Here is a 23,061-nt window from a genome sequence, read left to right as displayed (position 1 = left end):
TTCGCCTTTTCGCCGCCCGGGGCTAGATTGGGCGGATCAACCCCGGGGGGACCCATGTTCAACGACCCGCTTCTGATCGTCGCCATCGCCGCCTGTCTGCTGGTGCTGGTCATCCTCATGGTCGGCGTGGGCGGGTTCGCCCGGGGCGGCGATTTCAACAAGAAGCACGCGAACCGCATCATGCGGTACCGCATCTATGCGCAGGCGGGGGCGGTGGCGATCATCCTGATCTATGTCACCCTGCGCGGCGCCACGGGGAGCTGAGCAGCGCATGGTCGTCCTGTCGAAAATCTACACCAAGACCGGCGATGCCGGGGAAACCGCCCTGGGCAACGGCGCCCGGGTGGCGAAGCATTCGCTGCGGGTGCAGGCCTATGGCACGGTGGACGAGACGAACGCCACCATCGGCCTTGCCCGCCTGCATGCGCCGGCCGAGATGGATGCGGGCCTCGCGCGCATCTCGAACGACCTGTTCGACCTGGGCGCCGACCTCTGCACCCCCGACCGGCACCTGGACGAGACGCGCCCCTACACGCCGCTGCGGATGATCGATGGCCAGGTGGCGCGCCTGGAATCCGAGATCGACGCCTGGAACGATCCGGCACGGCTGAAGCCGTTGAAAAGCTTCATCCTGCCGGGCGGAACGGCACTGGCGGCGCATCTGCACCTGTGCCGCACGGTCTGCCGGCGGGCCGAGCGGCTGGTGGTGGAACTGGCCACGGTCGAGGACGTGAACCCCGAGGCGGTGCGCTACCTGAACCGCCTGTCGGACTGGTTCTTCGTCGCCGGGCGCATCGCCAACGACGAGGGCCGCGCCGACGTGTTGTGGGTGCCGGGCCTGACGCGATAGCGGCGCGCCCCGGGAAAACGCGGCGTCGCGGGCATCGCGCCGGTCGCATTTGGTCTGTCGCGCAGGTCCGCGACGCGGTATCTAGCTGCGCAACATTCTGTCATTCGGGAGACGTATCGGATGAAGGTCCTTGTGCCTGTGAAGCGGGTGATCGACTACAACGTGAAGGTTCGCGTGAAGGCGGACGGAACGGGCGTCGATCTTGCCAATGTGAAGATGTCGATGAACCCGTTTGACGAGATCGCGGTGGAAGAGGCGATCCGCCTGCGCGAGAAGGGCATCGCCACCGAGATCGTGGTGGTCTCGGTCGGCGTGAAGCAGAGCCAGGAAACGCTGCGTACGGCGCTGGCGATGGGTGCGGACCGTGCGATCCTGATCGAGGCGGCATCGGACGTTCATGTCGACATCGAACCCCTTGCCGTGGCCAAGCTGCTGGCGGCGGTGGCCCGGGACGAACAGCCCGGCATGATCCTCTGCGGCAAGCAGGCGATCGACAACGACATGAACGCGACCGGTCAGATGCTGTCCGCGCTGCTGGGCTGGTCGCAGGCGACCTTTGCCAGCGAGGTGGTGGTCGAGGGCGACCATGCCACCGTGACCCGCGAGGTCGACGGCGGGCTTCAGGTGATCCGGGTGAAGATGCCCGCCATCGTGACGGTGGACCTGCGGCTGAACGAGCCGCGCTATGCCTCGCTGCCGAACATCATGAAGGCCAAGAAGAAGCCGCTCGAGGAAAAGACACCGGCCGACTACGGGGTCGATGTCAGCCCGCGGCTGACGGTTCTGAAGACGGTGGAACCGGCGGGCCGCAAGGCCGGGGTGCGCGTGGGTTCGGTGGACGAGCTCATCGCGAAACTGAAAGACGAAGCGGGGGTGATCTGATGGCCGTTCTTCTGATTGCGGATGTGAACGACGGGCAGCTTGCGACCGATTCCGTGGCCAAGGCGCTGACGGCCGTGTCGGGACTGGGCGAGGTGCATGTGCTGGTCGCCGGACAGGGCGGCGACGCGGCGGCGGCCGAGGCTGCGGGCCTGTCGGGCGTGGCCAAGGTGCTGTTCGCGGACGACCACGTGTTCTGCCACGGTCTGGCCGAGCCGGTTGCGGCCCTGGTCGTGTCGCTTGCGGGCGGCTATTCGCATATCGCGGCGGCATCGGGCGCCTTCTCGAAAAGCGTGCTGCCGCGGGTGGCGGCGCTGCTGGATGTGATGGTGATCTCGGAGGTGACGGCCGTCATCGACGCCGACACGTTCGAACGGCCGATCTATGCGGGCAACGCGATCCAGACGGTCAAGTCGTCGGACCCGGTCAAGGTGATGACGATCCGCACGGCAACCTTCCAGGCCGCCGGGACGGGTGGCGCCGCGCCGGTCGAGGCGGTGGCAACCGGCGCTGACGGTTCGCTGTCGTCCTGGGTCGAGGATCGCGTGGCGGCCAGCGACCGCCCCGAGCTGACCAGTGCGGGCATTGTGGTTTCGGGCGGCCGCGGCGTGGGTTCCGAGGCCGATTTCGCGCTGATCGAGCGGCTGGCGGACAAGCTCGGTGCCGCCGTGGGCGCGTCGCGCGCGGCGGTCGATTCGGGCTATGCGCCGAACGACTGGCAGGTGGGCCAGACCGGCAAGGTCGTGGCGCCGCAGCTCTATGTGGCGGTTGGCATCTCGGGCGCGATCCAGCACCTGGCGGGGATGAAGGATTCCAAGGTGATCGTGGCGATCAACAAGGACGAGGAGGCACCGATCTTCCAGGTCGCCGACTATGGCCTTGTGGGCGACCTGTTCACCGTCGTGCCCGAGATGATCGAAAAGCTGTAGGCTCGGCATCCGCCGCCTGCATGTCGGGCGCCCCGCCGGGGCGCCCGTTTGCCTGTCAGGTCAGCCGGTCCAGAACCGGCGACAGCAGCGCCGCGATTTCCTCATGTGCGGCGGGGCCCGGCAGCCCTTCGGCGGCGGGCCGCTCCATCGGGGCAAAGGCCATGCCCTGCACCCCCTGCGCCAGCGTATCGGGGCTGAGTACCACCTCGACATAGTCGGAAACGCCCCGGCGCAATGCGGCAATCATCGCCGCGTCGATCAGATAGGGGTCGCCGCCCGCAGGCGTGCCGCGCGGCGGCGGCGGGGCGCGCCCGATCCACAGCAGCACCACCGGCACCCCCAGCCCCGCGATCAGTGCCCGCATCCGGCCGACCCAGGCCGCCCGCAGGTCATCGGCGAGCGTGGCAAAGCGGGCGGGCGACACCTCTGCCAGCGTGCCGAGCAGATGGCGGGTGAAGTGAAAGTTGGTGAAATCCACCTCGGGAAACAGGCTGCGCAGCGGCCCGTTCGCGCGCACGAACCGGTCATTGCGGCGGGGATGCACCGCATAGTGCCGGTTCGACAGGTTGGCCGCCCCCGTCACCTGCAGAACGGCCGCCCGCGCGCCCTGCGCCACCCGCAGCGCGCCCGCATCGGCAAGCCACGCATCCGGCCCCGCGTTGACGCAGCCGAGGTTCACCATGCGCCAGCCCGTCGCCGCCTCGACCAGATCGGGCCAGGGGCGCGGAATGAACCGGCCATAGGTCTCTGCCCCGCCCAGCGATACCACATAGGGCATCGCCAGGTCGCGATGCGGCCCGCGGAACAGCAGTCTGGACCCGCCGTAGTGGCAGGGAAAATAGTCGAGCGACCCCTCGCCCGCATAGGCATAGGCCATGTCCACCCACCTGATCGTCACAACACCCGCGACTCACTCTGGACAGCTTCGGTTTCCAAAGCGCTAAACCTCGAATTTGCGGAAACCCCCCGGCCTTGCACCTCCGCCTGCCCCCGGCCTATGGTCAGGCGCGGCGAGCGGCCACTGGGGAACGGCGATGGACATCAGAAGCGTGGGCGTGGTGGGCGCGGGCCAGATGGGCAACGGCATCGCCCATGTCTTTGCCCTGTCGGGCTATGAGGTCACGCTGACCGATGTGAACGCCGAGGTGCTGCAAAAGGCCGTGGCCACCATCGACCGCAATCTCGAACGCCAGGTCGCGCGCGGCAAGGTTTCGGCCGAGGACAAGGCCGCCGCCATGGCGCGCATCCGCACCACGATGGATCTGGCCGACCTCGGCCCGCTCGACCTGATCATCGAGGCGGCGACCGAGAACGAGGCGGTCAAGCAGAAGATCTTCGACGCCCTGGCGCCGCATCTGGGGCCGCAGACCATCCTGACCTCGAACACCTCGTCGATCTCGATCACCCGCCTCGCCAGCCGCACCGACCGGCCCGAGCGGTTCATGGGGTTCCATTTCATGAACCCGGTCCCGGTTATGCAGCTGGTCGAGCTGATCCGCGGCATCGCGACCGATGCCCCGACCTACCAGACGCTGCTGGCCGTGGTCGCCAAGCTGGGCAAGACGGCCGCCAGCGCCGAGGATTTCCCCGCCTTCATCGTCAACCGCATCCTGATGCCGATGATCAACGAGGCGGTCTATACGCTGTATGAAGGCGTCGGCTCGGTGCTGTCGATCGACCAGAGCCTGAAACTGGGCGCCAATCACCCGATGGGGCCGCTGGAACTGGCCGATTTCATCGGGCTCGATACCTGCCTTGCCATCATGAACGTGCTGCACGACGGCCTTGCCGACACCAAGTACCGCCCCTGTCCGCTGCTGACGAAATATGTCGAGGCCGGCTGGCTGGGCCGCAAGACCGGGCGGGGCTTCTACGACTATCGCGGCGACGTGCCGGTGCCGACGCGCTGAACCGGCGTCAGTCGTCCGCCGCGGGGGCCGGCGGCGTGCCCGGCGCGCGCCGGAACGCCTCGGGCGGGGCAACCGCCGCAGGCCCGCCGGGCGCGTCCAGTGCCAGCGTATGGGCCCGCAGCCAGGCCAGGAAGCCGCGCGGATCGCTTGGCCAGTCCCTCAGCACCGCGGCCGGGATCGGATGGCCGATATGGGGCCGCTGCGCCTTGTTCAGCCCGCGCTTGATCTCATGCAGCAACAGGCCCTGCCGCAGCGTCGCCGACATCAGGTTGGCCATCAGGTAGGCCCGGCTGTTCTGGCCGGAAAACTTGATCGGCAGGATCGTGGCACCGGACTTTGCCACCATCTTGTGCGTGAAGACATTCCATTCGGATTCCACCGCCGGGCCGAAGAACGTGTCGGAATGCGCCACCTTGCCCGCCGGAAACAGGATGATGACCCCGCCCTGCTTCAGATGCGCCATCGTCTCGGCCCGCATCTGCAGGCCCATCTCGCGCGCGCCTTCCTCATGCGGAAAGGGAACCGGGATCATGAACTGCGCGACCTCGGGGATGCCGGTCAGCAGCGACCGGGTCAGGATCTTGAAGTCCGACCGGACGCGGTTGATCATTTCCGCCATCACCATGCCGTCGACCACCCCCGACGGATGGTTCGCCACGACGACCAGCGGACCGGTGGCCGGGATGCGGGCAATCTCGTCCGCCGGCGTGTCGATGCGGATGCCCATGTGGGCGATGGCGGCGGGCCAGAACGGCGGGCCGAAGGGCGCGCCCTTGCGTTCGAAAGACCGGATCAGGCGCAGCAGCGTGATCTTGGCCGTCAGCCACTCGATGGCACGGATCGTGTTGGCCTTGAACGGGTTGGTGAACGTGCCCGCATAGGACAGGCGGCGCATGTCGTACTTGCGCGCGGCGGCGGCCCGCTGCAGGTCTGTCGCTTCGTCCAAGAATACCCCATTCCGCTGCGCCGCCCGTTTGCCGGGGGCGGCATCGCGCCCTAGTAATCCTCACCGAAGCGGTTGGCAACGAGCGCGGTCAGCGCCTCGGCCAGCGTCTCGGCCTCGGGCCCGGTGGTGACCACCTCGATCGCCGTGCCCCGCGCGGCGCCCAGCATCAGCAGCCCCATGATCGAATCGCCCGACACCGTCATGCCGTCCTTCGACACCTGCGCCTGCGCGTCATGGCGTTCCACCACCTCGACGAACTTGGCCGAGGCGCGCGCATGCAGCCCCTTCTCGTTCACGATCTGAAGCCGCAGCACCGTCACGTCGCCTCGCCCGTCCCGAGGTCCAGGCTGTTGATGTACTTGCGCCCCGCATCGAGCGCGAGCGCCACCGCCTCGTCGACCTTCAGGTCGCGCGACTTCGCCAGCTTGATCAGCATCGGCAGGTTTGCCCCGTACAGGATGCGCCGTCCGCGACCGACACAGGCCGGCAGCGACAAGTTCGACGGGCTTCCGCCGAACATGTCGGTGACGATCAGCACGCCGTCGCCCTGATCCACCGCATCGGCGGCATCGCAGATCTCGCCCTGCTTGCGCATACGGTCATGGTCTTCCTCGATGGCGATGGCGACCATGCCCTTCTGTCGCCCGACCACGTGTTCGACGGCGGACAGGTATTCCCGCGCGAGGCCGCCATGGGCCACGATGACGATACCGATCACGCCGCGATCATCCTGTCTGCGTGGGGGGGTGGGCAACCGCCCTGCGTTCGAGTTCACGGTGCCGTTTTGACACCGGCCAGCCCGTCTCTGCAAGCCGATAGGCCAGTGTTTCGACCATCATCACCGAGCGGTGTTGCCCTCCGGTGCATCCGAAACCGATGGACAGATGCGCCTTTCCTTCCTCCAGTTGTGCGGGCAGAAGGAATTGCACCATATCGGCGAGCTTCTCGAAGAATGCGGGGAACCGGGGGTCGGCTTTCACATGTTCGGCAACGGGCGCATCCCGGCCGTCCAGATCGCGCAGCGCGGGCAGCCAGTGCGGATTCGACAGGAAACGGCAGTCGAACACCATGTCCAGCCCGCGCGGCAGACCCCGCTTGTACGAGAATGACTGCAGCGACACCGTCAGGCGCGGCCCGGCATCGGCCCCGAACCAGCGGCCGAGGTCGGCCTTCAGGTCGTGCGGCGACATCTCGGTGGTGTCGATCAGGTGGTCGGCGCGCACCCGGATCGGCGCCAGCAGGTCGACCTCGCGCGCGATGCCGTCCTCCGGCGTGTCCGACAGTGCCATGGGATGACGGCGGCGCGTCTGGCTGTAGCGGCGGACAAGCTCGCTCGCGGCGCAGTCGAGATACAGCACCTCGACCGTCACGCGGGGATCGCGCGTCAGCCGGTCGATCAGTTCGATGATCGCCGAGGCCGCGAAATCGCGGTTGCGCACGTCGAGCCCCAATGCCACGGGCCGGTCGAGCGGTGGCCCGTCCATCAGGCGCGGAACCAGGCTCAGGGGCAGGTTGTCGATGACCTCGTATCCCATGTCCTCCAGCGCGTGAATCGCGGTGGACCGCCCGGCGCCGGAGGGGCCGGTGACAAGGACGATGCGGTGTTCTGTCTGGTCCACGACTCGAGTGCCTGTCACGCCTGACGCCCGCCCCTGAGATACTGGATGAGCGCATGGGGAAAATGAGGTGTCGCGGCGCCCTGCACAAGGTCGATTTCGCAACCGCAGAACACGATGCGGCGACGCGGCGGAAGACGCTCAGCCTCGGTCGCGTCAAGGTCGGCGGCCAGCACCACCCGTGCCCGCGCCATCGGGTCTGCCCGCAGGATCCCCACCCCCCGCGCCTCAATCAGCCCCGATATCTCCGCCGGCGCCGCGGCGATCAGGGCGTCACCCTCCCGTCCCAGGATCGTGCGGTCATCGGCCACCAGCCGTGCGCCCAGACCCATCAGCATCAGGGCCAGCGACGACTTCCCCGCCCCCGAGGCGCCCAGCAGCAGCAGGCCCGTCCGCGGCGTCAGCGCGACGCAGGTCGCGTGAACGGTGGTCCGGTCGGCGAGTGGCACGGCCGGGGCGGCGGCGGGCGGGGTCGTGGCGGGCTTGCCGGCCACCCGCGGCGCTAGACCGGCAGGCCCACGACAAAGCGCGCGCCCAGCGGTTCCGAGGTGGCGTCGGCGGTCGTGGGCTGGATGTTCTCGGCCCAGATCACCCCGCCATGCGCCTCGACGATCTGTTTCGAGATGGCAAGCCCCAGGCCCGAATGGTTGCCGAACTGCCCCGGCGGCCGTTCGGAATAGAACCGCTTGAACACCTTCTGCAGTGCCGCGTCGGGGATGCCCGGGCCGGTATCCTCGACCACCACGAGCACGCGGTTCTCGCGCTTGCGGGCCCAGACGCGCACCGCGTCACCCTCCTCGCAGAACGAGATCGCATTGGTGATCAGGTTCACGAACACCTGCGCCAGCCGCGCCTCGAGGCCCCGGATCCGGATCGGTTCCGGCGGCAGGTCGGTGATGAAGTCCACGCCCTTCTCGCCGGCCTGCTTGCCCAGGTATTCCGACAGGTTCGACAGGGTCTTGAGAAGGTCGAATTCCTCTTCCTCCTCCTTGACCAGTTCGCTGTCCAGCCGCGAGGCGTTCGAGATGTCCGATACCAGCCGGTCCAGGCGCCGCACGTCGTGCTCGATCACGTCCAGCAGCTTCTCGCGGTGTTCTTCCTTCTTGACGAAGCGCAGCGATCCGACCGCCGAGCGCAGGCTGGCCAGCGGGTTCTTGATCTCGTGCGACACGTCCGCGGCGAACTGTTCGTTGGCGTCGATCCGGTCGTAGAGCGCGGCAACCATGCCCCGCATCGCCACCGACAGGCGCCCGATCTCGTCGGGCCGGGCGGTCAGGTCGGGGATGCGCACGCGGCCCGGGGCCATCCGCCGGGCGTCGCGGTCGCGGCCAAGCTCGGCGGCGGCGGCAAGGTCCGACAGCGGGTTGGCGATGGTCGAGGCCAGCACCAGCGACAGGCCGATCGACACCAGCAGGGCGATCACGAACATCTGCAGGACCTGCTCGCGCTCGTTGCGCACCAGCCGGTCGATCTCGCCGGCGGCAGAGGTCAGCGCCACCGCACCGGCCACCCGCCCGTCGCGCAGGATCGGCGTCGCGACCGAGAACAGCGCCCCGCCCTGCGCGTCGCGGCCGGTGTTCACCGCCGTCTCGCCCGACTGCGCCGCGGCCAGCAGCGCGCGCGCCATGCCCTCGGCATCGGCCTCGGCGCCGCCGTCCTGGCCGCTGGCCATGATGCCCGACACGCCGTCCCAGATCGCATTCAGGAAATCGGTGATGACGGTGGACCGCCCCGCATCCGGCGCAGTGATCGCGCCGCCCGCACCCCGCGCCACGAGCGTGCCCGCGGCATCGAACACGAACACCTCGACCCCCGGCGCCAGCGTCAGCGCGGACAGGATGCGCGCGGCATCCGCCACCGGGGCCGCATCGGGGCTGCCCGCCGCCTCGAACACGTCGGCGACCAGCTTGGCCTCGGTCACCAGCCCCTGCTCGCGCTGCAGCACAAGGCTGTCGCGGAACGGGTTCATGAACAGGACGCCCGCCACCAGGATCACCAGCGCAAGCAGGTTGAACACGATGATCTTGCGCGCCAGCGGCGACCGGTTCAGCGATACGAGCCCGCGCCGGCCGCGATGGTCGCGCAGCTCGGGTTCGGCGACGTCGGGCGCCACCCAGTCCTCGCCCAGCAGCACCTCGCCGCGGCGGGGCGTCTCGGGGACCGAAAGACGCGGCAGAGCGGTCATCGGCGATTACTCTTCGTTGTAGCGGTAACCGATGCCGTAGAGCGTTTCGATGGCCGAGAAATCGGGGTCGGCGCTGCGCATCTTCTTGCGCAGGCGCTTGATGTGGCTGTCGATCGTGCGGTCGTCCACATAGACCTGATCGTCATAGGCCACATCCATCAGCTGGTCGCGGCTCTTGACGAAGCCCGGGCGCTGCGCCAGCGCCTGAAGCAGCAGGAATTCGGTCACGGTCAGCGATACGTCCTGGCCCTTCCAGGCCACGGCATGACGCAGCGGGTCCATCTTCAGATGCCCCCGCTCCATGATCTTGTTCTCCTCGGTCACCGCGACCTCGCCCGACACGATGGCGTCCTGGCGGCGCAGCAGCGCGCGGATCCGCTCGACCAGCAGGCGCTGCGAGAAGGGCTTCTTCACATAGTCGTCCGCGCCCATCCGCAGGCCCAGAACCTCGTCGATCTCGTCGTCCTTCGACGTCAGAAAGATGATGGGCATCGTCGTCTTCTGCCGCAGGCGCTGCAGCAGGTCCATGCCGTCCATCCGGGGCATCTTGATATCCAGCACCGCCATGTCGGGCAGCCGACGGTTGAAGGCGTCGAGCGCCGTCTGTCCGTCGTTGTAGGTTTCGACCTCGAACCCCTCGGCCTCAAGGGTCATCGAAACGGACGTCAGGATGTTCCTGTCATCGTCCACGAGCGCGATACGCGACATGGTGGGCTTCCCTATACTGCTCATGTTCTTGTCGTTTTCCGCATCATCCCGTTTTGGGGCCGCAGAATCAATCGCTAACTGCGAATCGGCCCGGCTGACGGACTCAGGACAAGTCAAATTTCCGAAGGAATGACTAATTTGCCTCAGTTGTGGCAATCCTCGGCAAAGAACCGCGACCGTTTGCGCTATCGGCAAGTTGGTTGCGCTAACACCGAAAAGCGTCCTGTTCTATCGCAAAAACGTCATTATATAGCGGGCTTAGGCGCAACCTGCAGGGATGCGCAGACGTCACCGCGACGGGCGTGCAGTGACGGATCGTCAACCATCGAGGGATCGCGCGACGCGGTCAGGGAGCCTGCACATGGACCATGGACGCGTCAATCCGGCATTCCGGCTGGAAGATCAGGGCATCGCGGGGCTGGGTTCCGTGCATTACAACCTGATCGAACCCGCGCTGGTCGAGGCTGCGGTGGCGCGTGGCGAGGGCAGGCTGGGCATCGGCGGGGCGTTCCTGTGCTCGACCGGGCAGTTCACCGGCCGCTCTCCCAAGGACAAGTTCGTGGTCCGCACGCCATCGGTCGAAAAGACGATCTGGTGGGAAAACAATGCGCCGATGACCCCCGAGGGCTTCGCGCGCCTCAAGGCCGACATGCTGGCCCACATGAAGGGCCGCGACTACTTCGTGCAGGATCTCTACGCCGGTGCCGATCCGGCGCACCGCCTGGACGTGCGCGTGGTGACGGAACTCGCCTGGCACGGCCTGTTCATCCGCCACCTGCTGCGCCGCCCCGCGCGGGCCGAGCTTGACGGGTTCGTCCCCGGCTGGACGATCATCAACTGCCCGTCCTTCAAGGCCGATCCGGCCCGTCACGGCTGCCGCACCGAAACCGCGATCGTGCTGAACTTCGACGAAAGGGTGATCCTGATCGCCAACACGGCCTATGCGGGCGAGAACAAGAAATCGGTGTTCACGCTGCTGAACTACCTGCTGCCGGAAAAGGGCGTGATGCCCATGCACTGCTCGGCCAATCACGCCGTCGGCGACACCGGCGAGGCTGCGGTGTTCTTCGGCCTGTCGGGCACCGGCAAGACCACGCTGTCCGCCGACCCCGCGCGCATCCTGATCGGGGATGACGAACACGGCTGGTCGGACACGGGCTCGTTCAACTTCGAGGGCGGCTGCTACGCCAAGACGATCAACCTCGATCCGCAGGCAGAGCCCGAAATCCACGCCACCACCTCGCGTTTCGCCTCGGTGGTCGAGAACATGGTCTATGACCCCGAGACGCTGGAACTCGACTTCGATGACGACAGCCTGACGGCGAACACCCGCGTGGCCTATCCGCTCGATGCGATCTCGAACGCCTCGGCCACCGGCCTGGCCGGGCATCCGAAGAACGTCATCATGCTGACCTGCGATGCCTTCGGCGTGCTGCCGCCCATCGCCCGGCTGACGCCCGCACAGGCGATGTATCACTTCCTGTCGGGATTCACCTCCAAGGTCGCGGGCACCGAACGCGGCGTGACCGAACCGCAGCCCACCTTCTCGACCTGTTTCGGCGCCCCCTTCATGCCGCGCCGCCCCGAGGTCTATGGCAAGCTCCTTCAGGCCAAGATCGCCCGCCACGGCGCGACCTGCTGGCTGGTCAACACCGGATGGACCGGCGGCGCCTATGGAACCGGACGGCGGATGCCGATCCGGGCCACCCGCGCACTGCTGACCGCGGCACTGGACGGATCGCTTGCCGGCGGGGCGTTCCGCCGCGATCCGAACTTCGGCTTCGAGGTGCCGGTTGCGGTTCCCGGCGTCGACAGCCAGCTTCTCGACCCGCGCGGCACCTGGGGCGACGCCACCGCCTATGACCGGCAGGCCGCCCGACTGGTGCAGATGTTCGCCGACAACTTCGGCCAGTACGCACCCTACATCGATGACGAGGTGAGGGCCGCCGCCATCGGCTGACGGCCCCGGGGGCGCCGGTTTCCCGCGGGAAACCGGTCCGCCTCAGGCCGCCAGCGCGCTTCGCACCAGGTTCAGCCCCGTCACCACCAGAAGCACCTGCGTCCACCAGCGGAACCGCGCCTGATCCAGCCTGCGCCCGGCCCACTGGCCCAACGCCAGACCCGCCATCGCCGGAACCGCCAGCGCCGCCGAGAACGGCACGGTGTCCGCGTTCATGATGCCGGATGTCAGATGCGCCGACAGCAGCACGATCGCCCCGATCAGGAACACCACGCCCTGCACCCGCAGGGTTTCCGATTTGGGCGCGCCGATCGACAGCAGGTAGACGATCAGCGGCGGCCCCCAGACACCCGAGATCCCGCCGTAAAGCCCGCCGATCACCCCGGCCACCCATTCCGCCCGGCTGCGGTGTTCCAGCCGCAGCGCCAGCGGGCGGCCCGACAGCTGCAGCAGCGCGAAGGCCGTGATCGGCACGCCCAGCAGCAGCAGGAACAGCGTCTGCGGAATCACCGTCACGAACTGGGCGCTGATCACGATGAACACCACCGTCCCGGCCAGGAACCGCCGGTAGCTGCGCGCGCTGTCGAAGGCGGCGGCGGGCCCGTCGCGGAACGCCTGCGCGACATTGGTGACCAACGTGGGCAGGATCAGGCCCGCCAGCGCCACCTGCGGCGGCAGGAAGGCCGAGAATGCCCCGATCATGATCAGCGGCATGGCAAAGCCCACCGCCCCCTTCACGAAGCCCGCGAACACTGTGACGGACACGGCAGCCCAGAACGCCGCCGCCCCCTGTCCGGCCATCAGGAATTCCATCCTGCCCCCCGTTTTGCTCTCCCTTATCGCGGTCGCCGGGGGACTGCACGACCCAATCGTCCGCGACATTTTACGTCGCCCTGTGCTGCGGTTGCGAATTAATATTGCGCTGCACCTGCAAACATCCTAACTGCTTCCGCCAAGCAAAGGAGAGATTCCATGCCCCATGACGGCCAGACCCCGCCCTCCGCCGCAGCCATCCCCGATGTCCTGTCGCTGGCCGCCGCGACCCTGCCCGAGCTTGCCGCGCTCGAGTCGCGGGCGATCGACACCCTGCGCGGGCGGGTCACGCTGGGCGGCAAGGTCAGCGCCGGCCTGATCGACGCTGACCAGCACGCCGCGCATGCCGTTGCCTGGCTGGCGACCTATGCCCAGGCGATGCGCCAGCTTTGCGCATGGGCCGGGCGCCTGGACGAGGCCGGTCGCCTTGGCGCGATGGAAGGGCTGATCCTGCAGATCGGGTTTGGCGAATACCTCGCGCAGATCGCGGGCGGCATCCCGATGAGCCAGGGGGAAATCGCGCGCCTGTCCGACATCGGCTGCACCTGGAACCCGGGGCCCGAGGCCGCCCGACTGATCGCGCAGGGCAATACGCCGGCCGCGCGGGCCCAGCTTGTCGCGCTGATGCGGCAGAACCAGGGGCGGGCCACCTTCGGGGCCACCGGCCTCGATGACGAACTCGAAATGATCCGCGACCAGTTCCGCCGCTTCTCGGACGAAGAGGTGATCCCCTTCGCCCATGACTGGCACCTGAAGGACGAACTGATCCCGATGGACCTGATCGCCAGGCTCGCCGACATGGGCGTTTTCGGCCTGACCATCCCCGAGCAATGGGGCGGCCTCGGCCTCTCGAAGGCCAGCATGGTCGTGGTGTCCGAGGAACTGTCGCGCGGATACATCGGTGTCGGCAGTCTCGGCACGCGGTCCGAAATCGCGGCCGAACTGATCCTCTGCGGCGGAACCGACGCGCAAAAGGCGAAATGGCTGCCCGGACTGGCCAGCGGCGACATCCTGCCCACGGCGGTCTTCACCGAACCCAACACCGGCTCCGACCTCGGCAGCCTGCGCACTCGCGCCCGCAAGGCAGGCGACGGCTGGTCGATCACCGGCAACAAGACCTGGATCACCCATGCCGCCCGGACCCATGTGATGACCGTGCTGGCCCGGTCGGTCGAGGGCACGACCGATTATCGGGGCCTGTCGATGTTCCTGGCGGAAAAGACGCCGGGAACCGACGCGCAGCCCTTTGTCGACCCCGGCCTCTCCGGCGGCGAGATCGAGGTTCTGGGCTATCGCGGCATGAAGGAATACACGGTCAACTTCGACGACTTCCCGGTTGCCGCCGACAACCTTCTGGGCGGGGTCGAGGGGCAGGGGTTCAAGCAGCTCATGCAGACCTTCGAATCCGCCCGCATCCAGACCGCCGCCCGGGCGGTTGGTGTGGCGCAGTCGGCGCTGGAAACCGGCATGCAATACGCCGAAGACCGCAAGCAGTTCGGCCGCGCGCTGATCGAGTTTCCCCGGGTGGCAGGGAAACTGGCGATGATGGCGGTCGAGATCATGATCGCCCGCCAGCTCACCTACTTCAGCGCCTGGCAGAAGGATCACGACCGGCGCTGCGACCTCGAGGCCGGCATGGCCAAGCTTCTGGGTGCCCGCGTCGCCTGGGCTGCGGCGGACAACGCGCTGCAGATCCACGGCGGCAACGGATTTGCGCTGGAATACCGCATCAGCCGTATCCTTTGCGACGCCCGCATCCTGAACATCTTCGAAGGTGCCGCCGAGATTCAGGCCCAGGTCATCGCAAGGCGGCTGCTGGACTAGGGGCGCTGCGGGCCCGGGGTGGGCGCGCAGCGGTCGGCCCTCCTCCGGCAACCGGGACACCGGCCGGGATCGCGCGGGCCCGTCTGTCGCGGGGTGCGGTTCGCGGCTCTTGCGCCCCCGATGCGGGGCCAGCGGAGGCCGGAACCTAACAAAGGGTTAAGGACCCCATCCTAACCCATTGAAAATGCTTGGGCCCGCGCATGTCCCATCGTGGGACGCCCCTCAGGGTGGCAGCAGCCCGTCGTCCCAGACCGCGACCGCCTCGCAGGGCATGGATGGCAGCGCCCCGTCCATGTTGCGCCCCTCGTCACACAGGCGCAGCGCCTGCGCCGCCGCCGCATCGGCGGTCTCCCCGACGGCCGCCCCCCAGGCCCCGTCGACCGACCGGGCAAAGGCGCGCGGACCCAGCAGGCCCTGGACCCGGCGATACCCCTCGGCCTGGTCGAACGAAAGGGCCTCCGGCGAATCCACCCGGTCGCCCAGCGGCAGCACCTCGGCCACCACGGTGCAGTTGGTGCCGTGCTTGCCGCAGATCGCCAGCGCCGCCGCCCGCGCGGCGGCCCGGGTGCCGAACCCCCGCGACCAGCCATAGGCCCCCTCGTCCCCCACCGCATGCGCCGCGAAATAGGGCGCGTCGGTCATCGCCTTGTCCATCTCCACGCTTTCCTCGGGTCGCAGCCGTGCGATGTCGCGGACGATCCGGCGTGTGGCCTCGGGCATCAGCACGGGCGGGCCGGGCGGCGCGGGCGCCGCCGCCACGACCGGATCGGGTTCGGCTGGCGTCGCCAGCGGCTTGGCCATCTCGATCCCTGCCACCAGGGCAAGGCCGCCGATCACGATCAGCCAGTCGCGGGGGGAAAGGCGGGACAACAGGCGCAGCATGGCCCGACCCTACCGCCGCGCGACCCGCCGGTCTACTGCGGCGCCGTCACTCGGCGGGGCGCAGGCTGCCGGTCCCGCCACGCGACGGCCGCATCGCCCCGAGGCGCGGATGCAGTCGCCCCGCGACCGCCCATGACGCCGCAAGGCCAACGCCGCAGGCGGCAAAGATCGCCGGCAGCGGCGCCACCAGCAGAACCAGCCACGCTACCCCCGGCGTCAGGATGCCCGACACATCGCGGAACGAGGAATAGACCGCCGCCATGTCCACCCGCTGCGACGGCTTCACCGCCATCAGGAACGGCAGGCCGCCGATGACATCCAGCAGGACCAGAAAGACCGACGCCACCATGATCACCGCCACCGTCACCCATGGCAGCGGCGACACCACCGTCGCCAGCAGGAACAGCACCGCACAGGCACCGAACCCCGTGCGGACCGCCTGACGCACCGAACGCCGCCGCGCCCAGGCCAGCATCAGCGGCGTGGTGAACAGCATCGCGTTCGACAGCGACAGGGCGATCCCCGCGATCTGGTCGCCCAACCCGTTCTCGACACAGAAGATCGGAAGGTAGACGACATAGACCCACCAGCCGCAGGACCGCAGCACCGCGAACAGCCAGCCCGCGATCAGCCGGGGTTGGCGCAGGAAGGGGCCGATGTAGGCCAGCGGATTCGGGGCAGGCCCCTTCGCCCGGGCGATCTGCCGCCCGTTGCCCATCCTCAGCACCCAGAACACCACGATCAGCGTGACGGCGAACACCCCCGCCAGGATGAACGGCGCGGGCGCCCACAGGCTGCGCAGCCAGACGCCCAGCACCGGCCCCGCCGCCCACGGTGCCGCCGCATAGAGCATCTGCGTGGACTGGCTGCGCCCGAGGTTCGCGCGGTCCACATAGTCGAGCACATAGGCGTTCAGGCAGACGAAGGTGGTGGCGGTGGCTATCGCCCCGGCCAGCAGCCCCAGCGGCACCAGGATCGGCCCGCCCGCCGCCGCGCAGGCCATGCCGACAAGGTACAGGCTGGCCCCGCCCGTATAGGTCCAGCGGCGCGGCACGAAGCGGGTGGCCCATGGCACCATCAGCCCCCAGAGCAGCGCCACGACACCGACACCGAAATAGATCTGGCTGGTGGCCGCCGCAGAGCCGAGCGCATCATAGACCGCGAGCGGCATGACCGAGATCAGCGTACCCCTGACCGCGGCCTCAAGACCCGACAGAATGGCGAAATGCTCGACCCGCGGGGTCGGGCTGTGGCGCAGGAACAGAGGAAGGTACCGGGTCGCCATGATACGACCCCATGTCGCGCCGCGACCACGGGGCCGTCTCGCGCCTTTGCGACAGGTTCAGGTCGCGCACGGATACCGCAGGCAATACCGTCAGATCAGCGCCAGCAGGACCGTCGCCGCCAGGCAGCCGGCCCAACTGCGCCAGAGCACCGTCACGGCACGATCGATGTCGGCGGGCCCCGCGTCGCGCCGCCCTTCCGGCAGGACAAAGGGATAGTCCCGCCGCTCGCCGTTGTAGGCGCGCGGCCCCGACAGGGCGACGCCCAGCACCACGGCCATGGCGGCCTCGGGCCAGCCCGCGTTCGGGCTGCGGTGCAGCGGGGCGTCGCGCAGGATCGGGCGTGCCTCGGTCCGGCCCGAGGTCAGAGCGATCAGCACGGCGGTCAGCCGCGCGGGAATCCAGTTCAGAACATCGTCCAGCCGCGCTGCCGCCCAGCCGAATGCTTCGTGCCGGGGGGTGCGATGGCCGATCATGCTGTCGGCGGTGTTCACCGCCTTGTAGACCAGAATGCCGGGCAGCCCCGCCACCAGGAACCAGAAGGCGGGCGCCACCACCCCATCCGACAGATTCTCGGCCGCACTCTCGATGGCGGCGCGCGACACCTCGGCCTCGGTCATTGCGGCCGTGTCGCGTCCGACGATCCGCGCAACCGCCCGTCGCCCTTCGGCGACCGACAGGCGCAGCGCATCGCCCACCGCCTGGACGTGATCGACCAGCGACCGCTGCGCAAGCAGGATCGCAGCAAGCAGGATTTCCAGCAGGCCCGCATCGGGGACCGCCGCGATGACCCAGCCGAGGAGCGCCGCACCCAGCACCAGCACTGCCACCGCCGCCACGCCGCGGAGCCGCCGCGCCGTGCCGATGTTCAGCCGCGCGTCCAGCCAGCCGACCGCGCGCCCCATCAGAACGGCCGGATGCGGCACCCGGCCCCAGGCCCAGCGGGGCTCGCCCAGGGCGGCATCCAGCAGCAGCGCCGGGATCAGCAGCGCGGCGCTCACAGCGCGGCCTCCAGCCGTGCCCAGGCGGCCGCCGAACCGGGCAGGCCGAGGCGCAGCCATTCGCCGCTGTAGGGGAAGACGCGGGACAGGACATGTGACCGGCCGAACCGGTCCTGCCAGGCCAGGGCGTCGTCCACGCGATAGAGGCGGAACAGCGTTGTGCCCCCGGCCACCGCAGCGCCGTGCGCCAGCATCAGCGCGTCAAGCCGTGCCGCGTCGCGCGCCAGCCGGTCGCGCGCCGCGGCGGCCCATGCGTGATCCGACAGCGCCCGTGCGCCGATGTGCAGGGCGGGCCCCGACACCGGCCACGGCCCCAGCATGTCGGCCATGCCGGCGGCGTCCAGCGGCGCCAGGGTGCGCGGATGCGCGACGGCAAACCCCAGGCGCAGGCCGGCCAGCCCCCAGAACTTGCCGAAGCTCTTGAGCACCACCACCCCCTCGGCCTCGGTCAGGGCGATGTGGCTGTCATCGGGCGACGCATCGCAGAAGCTTTCGTCGATGATCGTCAACGGTCGCCCCGCCATCGCCGAGACCGGCCACAGCCGCCCGTCCGGGTTGTTCGGATGCACATAGACATGGACCGGCGCCGAGGGGTCGTCAGGGCCTGCCGTGCCGCCCGCCGCGCGAAAGGCGCGGGCGTGCTCGTTGTAGGTGGGGCCGGGAACATGGGCCCTGCCGCAGCCTGCCAGATGCGGCATCCGGGCGATCAGGGCCGAGGCGCCCGGTGCCGCCAGGATCGCCGCGCCATCCGGCACCCGCCAGAACCGCCGCGCCGCGGCCAGCAGACGCTCGGTCGCCCCGGTGTCGGGCAAGGCGGTCCAGACCTCGGGCGGCAGGTCGCCCACGGGATAGGGAACGGGGTTGATCCCGGTCGACAGGTCGATCCAGTCGGCCCGGTCGCCACCCCAGCAGGCGACACCCGCGTCGATGCCGCCGCCGTGGTCTGTTCCTGCCGTTCTGGCCTGCCCGCCGTCCACATCCGCCTCCGTCGATGCCCACAGCACAGAAACCCCATCCTGCCCCGCGGCGCAACCATGCCGCAGCCGCAGCCGTTGCCGCGGCGCCACCCCGAAAGTGTAAACGCATTATTTCCCTTGTTTGTCTTGAATTTGGCGCAATGCATCGCATCCTCGAGGGCAGGGGTGTGCCATGCTCGAGATTCTGCCGCAGGAAATCAGGGACGGGCTTGACGCCGCGCGGCGGCGGGCCGATCGGCGCCGGTCGCGCATCCGGGTCCAGGTTGGCGATGCGGTGTTCCCGGTCCTGCGTCTGTGGGACGAGGGGATGACGCTGGATGCCGGGCTGACGCCGCACCTGCGCGGCCATGTCGATGTGTTCGACGGCGCACGCCACCTGTTCCGCGCCCTGATCGTGGCCTCGACCACCGAGAACGGCGAACTCGTGTGCGAGTTCAAGCGGGCAACCGCCGTTGCGGATCGGGCGCCGCTGGACTTCTGCGTGGAAGACGATGCGCCGGTTGCCCTTCTTCCGCGCGGCTAGCGGGGCGGCGCTTTGCCTCTGGCCGGCCTGCGGTGTCGCGGAATGCCGCGCCCTGGGGGCCGTCTATGAACTTGCCGCGTCCGACACCCCGGCGGTCGTGCTGCGCCTGGCCGAGGCGCCGTTTCCCGGACCGGCGGGCGGTCTGCTGGTCGAACTGACGCGGCCCGCCACCCCGCTACCGCCCTACCTGCGACTGCAGCCCGTTCCGGCCATGGGTCACGGCGGGATTCGCCTGTTCCCCGCCCCGGATGCCACCGACGCGGGCATGCCGCTGCCCGGCGAGTCGGACGATGGCGTGATGCCACCCCCCGGCCTGCCGGTCATCGGCCTGGTCGAGGGCGCTGACGGGCGGCTATATCCGCTGCCGGATGGTCTGCCGCAGCCTGCCGACCCCGCGCCCGACGCGATCGTCGTTGCCGGACTGGCAGCGGAACTGTGGTATGCGACCAACGGCGGCGACACACCCGTGGCGATCACCGATGGTGTCTGGTATCTGTCAGGCTGCGGTCGCTGACACCCGGCTATTGCAGGTCGCCGAAGGCCGTTGCCAGCCGTTCCACCGCCTGCACCACCTGCGCGCGCGGGCAGGCGATGTTGAACCGCAGGAAGCACTCGCCACCCAGACCGAAGCTCGTGCCGTGGTTTGCGGCGATGCGGGCACCCTTTTCGACGCGGGCGATGAACTCGGCAGGGGCCATGCCGGTGCCCGCGAAATCCACCCAGGCCAGATAGGTCGCCTCAAGCGGCATCGAGCGCAGGCCCGGAATGGCGCGCAGACCCGCGTCGAACACCTGCCGGTTCCCGTCGAGATAGACCATCAGGTCGTCGACCCAGGCCGCCCCTTCCGGCGAATAGGCGGCCGTCGCCATGTGCATGCCGAAACTGTTGGGCGATATCCCCATCGCCGCCATCCGTGCCGCAAAGGGCGCGCGCAGGGCGTCATCCTCGATGATGACATTGCCGATATGGGCGCCTGCGATGTTGAAGGTCTTGGTCGTCGCCGTCAGCATCACCGTGCGGGCCCGCGCCTCGGGCGCGGCCAGCGGCATCGGCAGGTGCCGCTGGCCCGGAAAGACCAGATCGTGATGGATTTCGTCCGACACGAGGATCAGGTCGTGGCGCTCGCAGAATTCGGCGGTGGCGCGCAGTTCCTCGGCGGTCCAGACACGCCCGCCGGGGTTGTGCGGCGAGCAGAGGATCAGCATCCGCTCTCGCCCGGTCATCCGCGTTTCCCAGGCGTCGAAATCCATCCGGTAGCGCCCGTCCTCGACGGCAAGCGGCAACTCGCGCACCTCGCGCCCGGCGGCGCGGATCACGCGGGCAAAGGCGTGATAGACGGGTGTCATCAGAACGACCGCATCGCCCGGTGCCGTCCAGGTATCGACGCAAAGCGCCGTGCCGTTCACCAGCCCATGCGTGGTGAAGATGGCCTCCGGCGCCACCTGCCAGCCGTGACGGTTCGCCATCCACCAGCGGATCGCGGCGAGATAGGCGCGGTCGTCCCCGAAATAGCCATAGATGCCATGCGCCGCCATCCGCTGCACCGCGTCCTGCACGGCCTGCGGCGGGCGGAACTCCATGTCGGCGACCCACATCGCCAGCCCGTCCTGCGGCGACACGCCGTAGAGGCGTTCCATCATGTCCCATTTCACGCAGTGGCTGCCGCGACGGTCGACGGGGGTGTCAAAGCTCATGCTGGGGGTCCTTGTGGCGGGATGCGCGCCTGTCTAGCAGGAAGGGACGACAATTCCAATATTCCTGACTAGATCCGCACAAAATTCTGCATGTTGCAATCATGATGGCACAATGTTCCACGCGGCAGAAGATACATGGAAGAATGTCCCAAGATCGCCCCGCTTCCCTGCGCAACCGTGCCGCCATTGCGCCGTTTCGGGCCATGTCGTAAATCCGGCGCATGCTGCGTCCCATCCTGATCCATCCCGACCCGCGCCTCAAGAAGCCAGCCGATCCGGTGGGCGCCATCACGCCCGAAATCGGGCGCCTGGCCGAGGACATGCTTGCCACGATGTACGATGCGCCCGGCATCGGGCTGGCGGCGCCGCAGGTGGGGGTGGGCAAGCGCGTCCTGGTCATGGACTGCGTGAAGGACCCGGCGCTGGCACCTCGCCCCATGGTGCTGATCAATCCGGCCGTCACATGGCGATCCGAGGATACCTCGACCTATGAGGAGGGGTGCCTCTCGATCCCCGACCAGTATGCCGAGGTGTCGCGCCCTGCCGAAGTGCGGGTGCGCTGGACCGCTCTGGACGGAACCGAGCAGGAGGAACAGTTCGCGGGCCTCTGGGCAACCTGCGTGCAGCACGAGATCGACCATCTGGATGGCCGCCTGTTCATCGACTACCTCGGGCCGCTGAAGCGCCAGATGATCACGCGCAAGATGGAAAAGCTGAAGCGGGAACGGGCGCGGTCCGGCGAATGACGGTGCTGCCCATCCTGCGCTGGCCCGATCCGCGCCTGGCCACCGCCTGCGCCCCGGTCGAAAGGCCGGAGGATGTCGCACAGCTTGCCGCCGACATGCTGGAAACCATGTATGCCGCGCCGGGCCGCGGTCTTGCGGCGCCGCAGGTCGGTGTTCTGAAACGCCTGTTCGTGATGGATGTGTCGTGGCGCGACGGAGCGCCGGACCCGGTGGTTTGCATCAATCCCGTGATTCTCTGGCGGTCCGACGAGATGGCGGAAGGGCCCGAGGGCTGCCTGTCGATCCCGGGACCGACCACGCTGGTCGCCCGTGCGGTTTCGATCCGGCTGGCCTGGACCGACCTTGCCAATCAACGGCACGAGGCCGCATTGAAGGGGTTCGCCGCGATCTGTGCACAACACGAACACGACCATCTGGATGGCATCGTCACCCTGGACCGGCTGACGGCCGAGGCGCGCGCCACCGCCATCGCGGGGATCAGCGCATGACGGTTCGCGCCTGCCTGCGCTGGCCGCATCCGGTGCTGCGCACCCCCGCCGCGCCCGTCGGGGCCGTGACCGCGCAGGTCCGCGCGATCTGGGACGACATGGTCGACACGATGGAGGCGATGCCCGGCTATGGCCTGGCTGCCCCGCAGATCGGCATCGCGCTGCGCCTGGCGGTCGTGGATTGTTCGGCGGCGCGCGGCCAGGCGGTGCGCATGGCCGATCCGGAAATCCTGTTGCTGTCGGATGACCTGTTCGCCCATGACGAGGCCAGCCCCAACCTGCCCGGCATCCACGCGCGGCTGGAACGCCCGCGCCGCGTGACGCTGCGGTTCCTGAACGCCGCCGGGGAACACGAGACCCGCGCGTTCGAGGGGCTCTGGTCCACCTCGGCCCAGCACCAGATCGACCATCTGGAGGGGCGGATGTTCTTTGACCGCCTGTCGAGGCTCAGGCGCGACATGCTGCTTCGCCGGGCCCGCAAGGCCGAGCCGCGCTGATCAACCCCGGCGCGCCCGCGCCCGCGCCGCCAGCCCGAGGGCCAGCAGCAGGCCAGCCAGCCCGAAGGGTACAAGGACGGTGTAGACCAGATCCTCGCGTCCCAGTTCCCAGGGCATGCGCAACCGGCAATGACCCCCGCCCATCGCGCCGGTCACATGGCCGCAGGCCGTATCCTGCACCCAGGAATAGAACACCGCGCCCGCACCGGCCACGACAGCAGCCAGCCCGATCAGCAGCCATGACAGAATGCGCATGTCCCGACCCCGCGCCCCACGCCGATGTTGCACCTTGCCGCCCCCCGGGGCACATGACAACCGCAATGGCGTGCCGCACCCGGCCGCCGCAGCAG

27 protein-coding genes are annotated in these 23,061 nt (G+C 68.7%); 12 read left to right on the top strand and 15 right to left on the bottom strand.

Going from position 1 to position 23,061, the window contains the following annotated elements; genetic code table 11:
- The first annotated feature begins 54 nt into the window (after nucleotides 1-54).
- From KF887_19580 to KF887_19565, 4 genes are all read left to right on the top strand, one after another.
- Nucleotides 55-264: a twin transmembrane helix small protein gene (locus KF887_19580; protein ID QYK41526.1), complete on the top strand. Its 210-nt coding sequence runs from the start codon at nucleotides 55-57 to the stop codon at nucleotides 262-264.
- 7 nt (nucleotides 265-271) lie between these two features.
- A complete protein-coding gene (locus KF887_19575) occupies nucleotides 272-850 on the top strand; it encodes a cob(I)yrinic acid a,c-diamide adenosyltransferase (GenBank protein QYK41525.1) in 579 nt (192 codons plus the stop codon).
- A 120-nt stretch (nucleotides 851-970) separates the two neighbouring features.
- Nucleotides 971-1,732: an electron transfer flavoprotein subunit beta/FixA family protein gene (locus KF887_19570; protein QYK41524.1), complete on the top strand. Its 762-nt coding sequence runs from the start codon at nucleotides 971-973 to the stop codon at nucleotides 1,730-1,732.
- Nucleotides 1,732-2,658 carry an FAD-binding protein gene (locus KF887_19565; protein ID QYK41523.1) on the top strand — a complete coding sequence of 309 codons (927 nt, stop codon included), beginning with the start codon at nucleotides 1,732-1,734 and terminating at the stop codon, nucleotides 2,656-2,658. Before KF887_19570 ends, KF887_19565 begins: the two co-directional genes overlap by 1 nt.
- 55 nt (nucleotides 2,659-2,713) lie before the next feature.
- On the opposite strand, the gene KF887_19560 is transcribed toward KF887_19565, so the two are convergent.
- Nucleotides 2,714-3,535, bottom strand: coding sequence for a hypothetical protein (locus KF887_19560; GenBank protein ID QYK43672.1), 822 nt, complete (start codon nucleotides 3,533-3,535; stop codon nucleotides 2,714-2,716).
- A 157-nt stretch (nucleotides 3,536-3,692) separates the two neighbouring features.
- Here KF887_19560 and KF887_19555 point away from each other — a divergent pair, with 157 nt between their 5' ends.
- A complete protein-coding gene (locus KF887_19555; GenBank protein ID QYK41522.1) occupies nucleotides 3,693-4,568 on the top strand; it encodes a 3-hydroxybutyryl-CoA dehydrogenase in 876 nt (291 codons plus the stop codon).
- 7 nt (nucleotides 4,569-4,575) lie between these two features.
- Here the strand turns inward: KF887_19555 and KF887_19550 are convergent, their stop codons facing one another.
- The 7 genes from KF887_19550 to KF887_19520 form a co-directional block, all read right to left on the bottom strand.
- Entirely contained in the window at nucleotides 4,576-5,463 is an 888-nt protein-coding gene (locus KF887_19550) for a lysophospholipid acyltransferase family protein (protein QYK43671.1), read from the bottom strand.
- 101 nt (nucleotides 5,464-5,564) lie between these two features.
- On the bottom strand, nucleotides 5,565-5,834 hold the full coding sequence (locus tag KF887_19545) for an HPr family phosphocarrier protein (GenBank protein ID QYK41521.1): 270 nt from the start codon (nucleotides 5,832-5,834) through the stop codon (nucleotides 5,565-5,567).
- A complete protein-coding gene (locus KF887_19540) occupies nucleotides 5,831-6,232 on the bottom strand; it encodes a PTS fructose transporter subunit IIA (GenBank protein QYK41520.1) in 402 nt (133 codons plus the stop codon). The genes KF887_19545 and KF887_19540 overlap by 4 nt, the downstream gene beginning before the upstream one ends.
- Nucleotides 6,233-6,239: 7 nt before the next feature.
- Nucleotides 6,240-7,133 (bottom strand): RNase adapter RapZ, encoded by an 894-nt coding sequence (gene rapZ / locus KF887_19535; GenBank protein QYK41519.1) that lies wholly within the window; start codon nucleotides 7,131-7,133, stop codon nucleotides 6,240-6,242.
- Between the two features lie 14 nt (nucleotides 7,134-7,147).
- Nucleotides 7,148-7,579 (bottom strand): serine kinase, encoded by a 432-nt coding sequence (locus KF887_19530; GenBank protein QYK43670.1) that lies wholly within the window; start codon nucleotides 7,577-7,579, stop codon nucleotides 7,148-7,150.
- Nucleotides 7,580-7,632: 53 nt separating this feature from the next.
- On the bottom strand, nucleotides 7,633-9,315 hold the full coding sequence (locus tag KF887_19525) for a sensor histidine kinase (GenBank protein ID QYK41518.1): 1,683 nt from the start codon (nucleotides 9,313-9,315) through the stop codon (nucleotides 7,633-7,635).
- Nucleotides 9,316-9,321: 6 nt separating this feature from the next.
- Nucleotides 9,322-10,023, bottom strand: a complete 702-nt coding sequence (locus KF887_19520; protein ID QYK43669.1) for a response regulator transcription factor — start codon at nucleotides 10,021-10,023, stop codon at nucleotides 9,322-9,324.
- A 361-nt stretch (nucleotides 10,024-10,384) separates the two neighbouring features.
- Between KF887_19520 and KF887_19515 the strand changes: the two genes are divergently transcribed.
- A complete protein-coding gene (locus KF887_19515) occupies nucleotides 10,385-11,983 on the top strand; it encodes a phosphoenolpyruvate carboxykinase (protein QYK41517.1) in 1,599 nt (532 codons plus the stop codon).
- Between the two features lie 42 nt (nucleotides 11,984-12,025).
- On the opposite strand, the gene KF887_19510 is transcribed toward KF887_19515, so the two are convergent.
- Entirely contained in the window at nucleotides 12,026-12,784 is a 759-nt protein-coding gene (locus KF887_19510; GenBank protein ID QYK43668.1) for a sulfite exporter TauE/SafE family protein, read from the bottom strand.
- 171 nt (nucleotides 12,785-12,955) lie between these two features.
- Between KF887_19510 and KF887_19505 the strand changes: the two genes are divergently transcribed.
- Entirely contained in the window at nucleotides 12,956-14,620 is a 1,665-nt protein-coding gene (locus KF887_19505) for an acyl-CoA/acyl-ACP dehydrogenase (protein ID QYK41516.1), read from the top strand.
- Between the two features lie 222 nt (nucleotides 14,621-14,842).
- Here KF887_19505 and KF887_19500 read toward each other — a convergent pair whose 3' ends face one another.
- From KF887_19500 to KF887_19485, 4 genes are all read right to left on the bottom strand, one after another.
- Nucleotides 14,843-15,502: a hypothetical protein gene (locus KF887_19500; GenBank protein QYK41515.1), complete on the bottom strand. Its 660-nt coding sequence runs from the start codon at nucleotides 15,500-15,502 to the stop codon at nucleotides 14,843-14,845.
- A 46-nt stretch (nucleotides 15,503-15,548) separates the two neighbouring features.
- Nucleotides 15,549-16,787 (bottom strand): MFS transporter, encoded by a 1,239-nt coding sequence (locus KF887_19495; GenBank protein QYK41514.1) that lies wholly within the window; start codon nucleotides 16,785-16,787, stop codon nucleotides 15,549-15,551.
- Nucleotides 16,788-16,877: 90 nt separating this feature from the next.
- Nucleotides 16,878-17,846 (bottom strand): cobalamin biosynthesis protein, encoded by a 969-nt coding sequence (locus tag KF887_19490; protein ID QYK41513.1) that lies wholly within the window; start codon nucleotides 17,844-17,846, stop codon nucleotides 16,878-16,880.
- Entirely contained in the window at nucleotides 17,783-18,763 is a 981-nt protein-coding gene (locus KF887_19485; protein ID QYK43667.1) for a pyridoxal phosphate-dependent class II aminotransferase, read from the bottom strand. Before KF887_19485 ends, KF887_19490 begins: the two co-directional genes overlap by 64 nt.
- Before the next feature lie 172 nt (nucleotides 18,764-18,935).
- On the opposite strand from KF887_19485, the gene KF887_19480 reads away from it, so the two are divergent.
- On the top strand, nucleotides 18,936-19,286 hold the full coding sequence (locus KF887_19480; GenBank protein ID QYK41512.1) for a hypothetical protein: 351 nt from the start codon (nucleotides 18,936-18,938) through the stop codon (nucleotides 19,284-19,286).
- Nucleotides 19,255-19,800: a hypothetical protein gene (locus KF887_19475; GenBank protein QYK41511.1), complete on the top strand. Its 546-nt coding sequence runs from the start codon at nucleotides 19,255-19,257 to the stop codon at nucleotides 19,798-19,800. Before KF887_19480 ends, KF887_19475 begins: the two co-directional genes overlap by 32 nt.
- A gap of 7 nt (nucleotides 19,801-19,807) precedes the next feature.
- Here the strand turns inward: KF887_19475 and KF887_19470 are convergent, their stop codons facing one another.
- The gene (locus KF887_19470; GenBank protein QYK41510.1) at nucleotides 19,808-20,980 is read right to left on the bottom strand and encodes a pyridoxal phosphate-dependent aminotransferase; all 1,173 of its coding nucleotides are present in this window, start codon (nucleotides 20,978-20,980) and stop codon (nucleotides 19,808-19,810) included.
- Nucleotides 20,981-21,201: 221 nt separating this feature from the next.
- Between KF887_19470 and def (KF887_19465) the strand changes: the two genes are divergently transcribed.
- The 3 genes from def (KF887_19465) to def (KF887_19455) are packed head-to-tail and all read left to right on the top strand — an operon-like array spanning nucleotide 21,202 to nucleotide 22,711.
- On the top strand, nucleotides 21,202-21,726 hold the full coding sequence (def, locus tag KF887_19465) for a peptide deformylase (protein QYK41509.1): 525 nt from the start codon (nucleotides 21,202-21,204) through the stop codon (nucleotides 21,724-21,726).
- Complete coding sequence (gene def / locus KF887_19460; GenBank protein ID QYK41508.1) at nucleotides 21,723-22,214, top strand: peptide deformylase; 492 nt, start codon at nucleotides 21,723-21,725, stop codon at nucleotides 22,212-22,214. Before def (KF887_19465) ends, def (KF887_19460) begins: the two co-directional genes overlap by 4 nt.
- Nucleotides 22,211-22,711, top strand: a complete 501-nt coding sequence (def, locus tag KF887_19455; GenBank protein ID QYK41507.1) for a peptide deformylase — start codon at nucleotides 22,211-22,213, stop codon at nucleotides 22,709-22,711. The genes def (KF887_19460) and def (KF887_19455) overlap by 4 nt, the downstream gene beginning before the upstream one ends.
- Here the strand turns inward: def (KF887_19455) and KF887_19450 are convergent, their stop codons facing one another.
- Complete coding sequence (locus tag KF887_19450) at nucleotides 22,712-22,966, bottom strand: hypothetical protein (GenBank protein ID QYK41506.1); 255 nt, start codon at nucleotides 22,964-22,966, stop codon at nucleotides 22,712-22,714.
- Between the last annotated feature and the right edge of the window lie 95 nt (nucleotides 22,967-23,061).

Source organism: Paracoccaceae bacterium (assembly GCA_019454225.1).
Classification (GTDB): domain Bacteria; phylum Pseudomonadota; class Alphaproteobacteria; order Rhodobacterales; family Rhodobacteraceae.
This window is presented reverse-complemented; position numbering and strand designations above follow the sequence as displayed.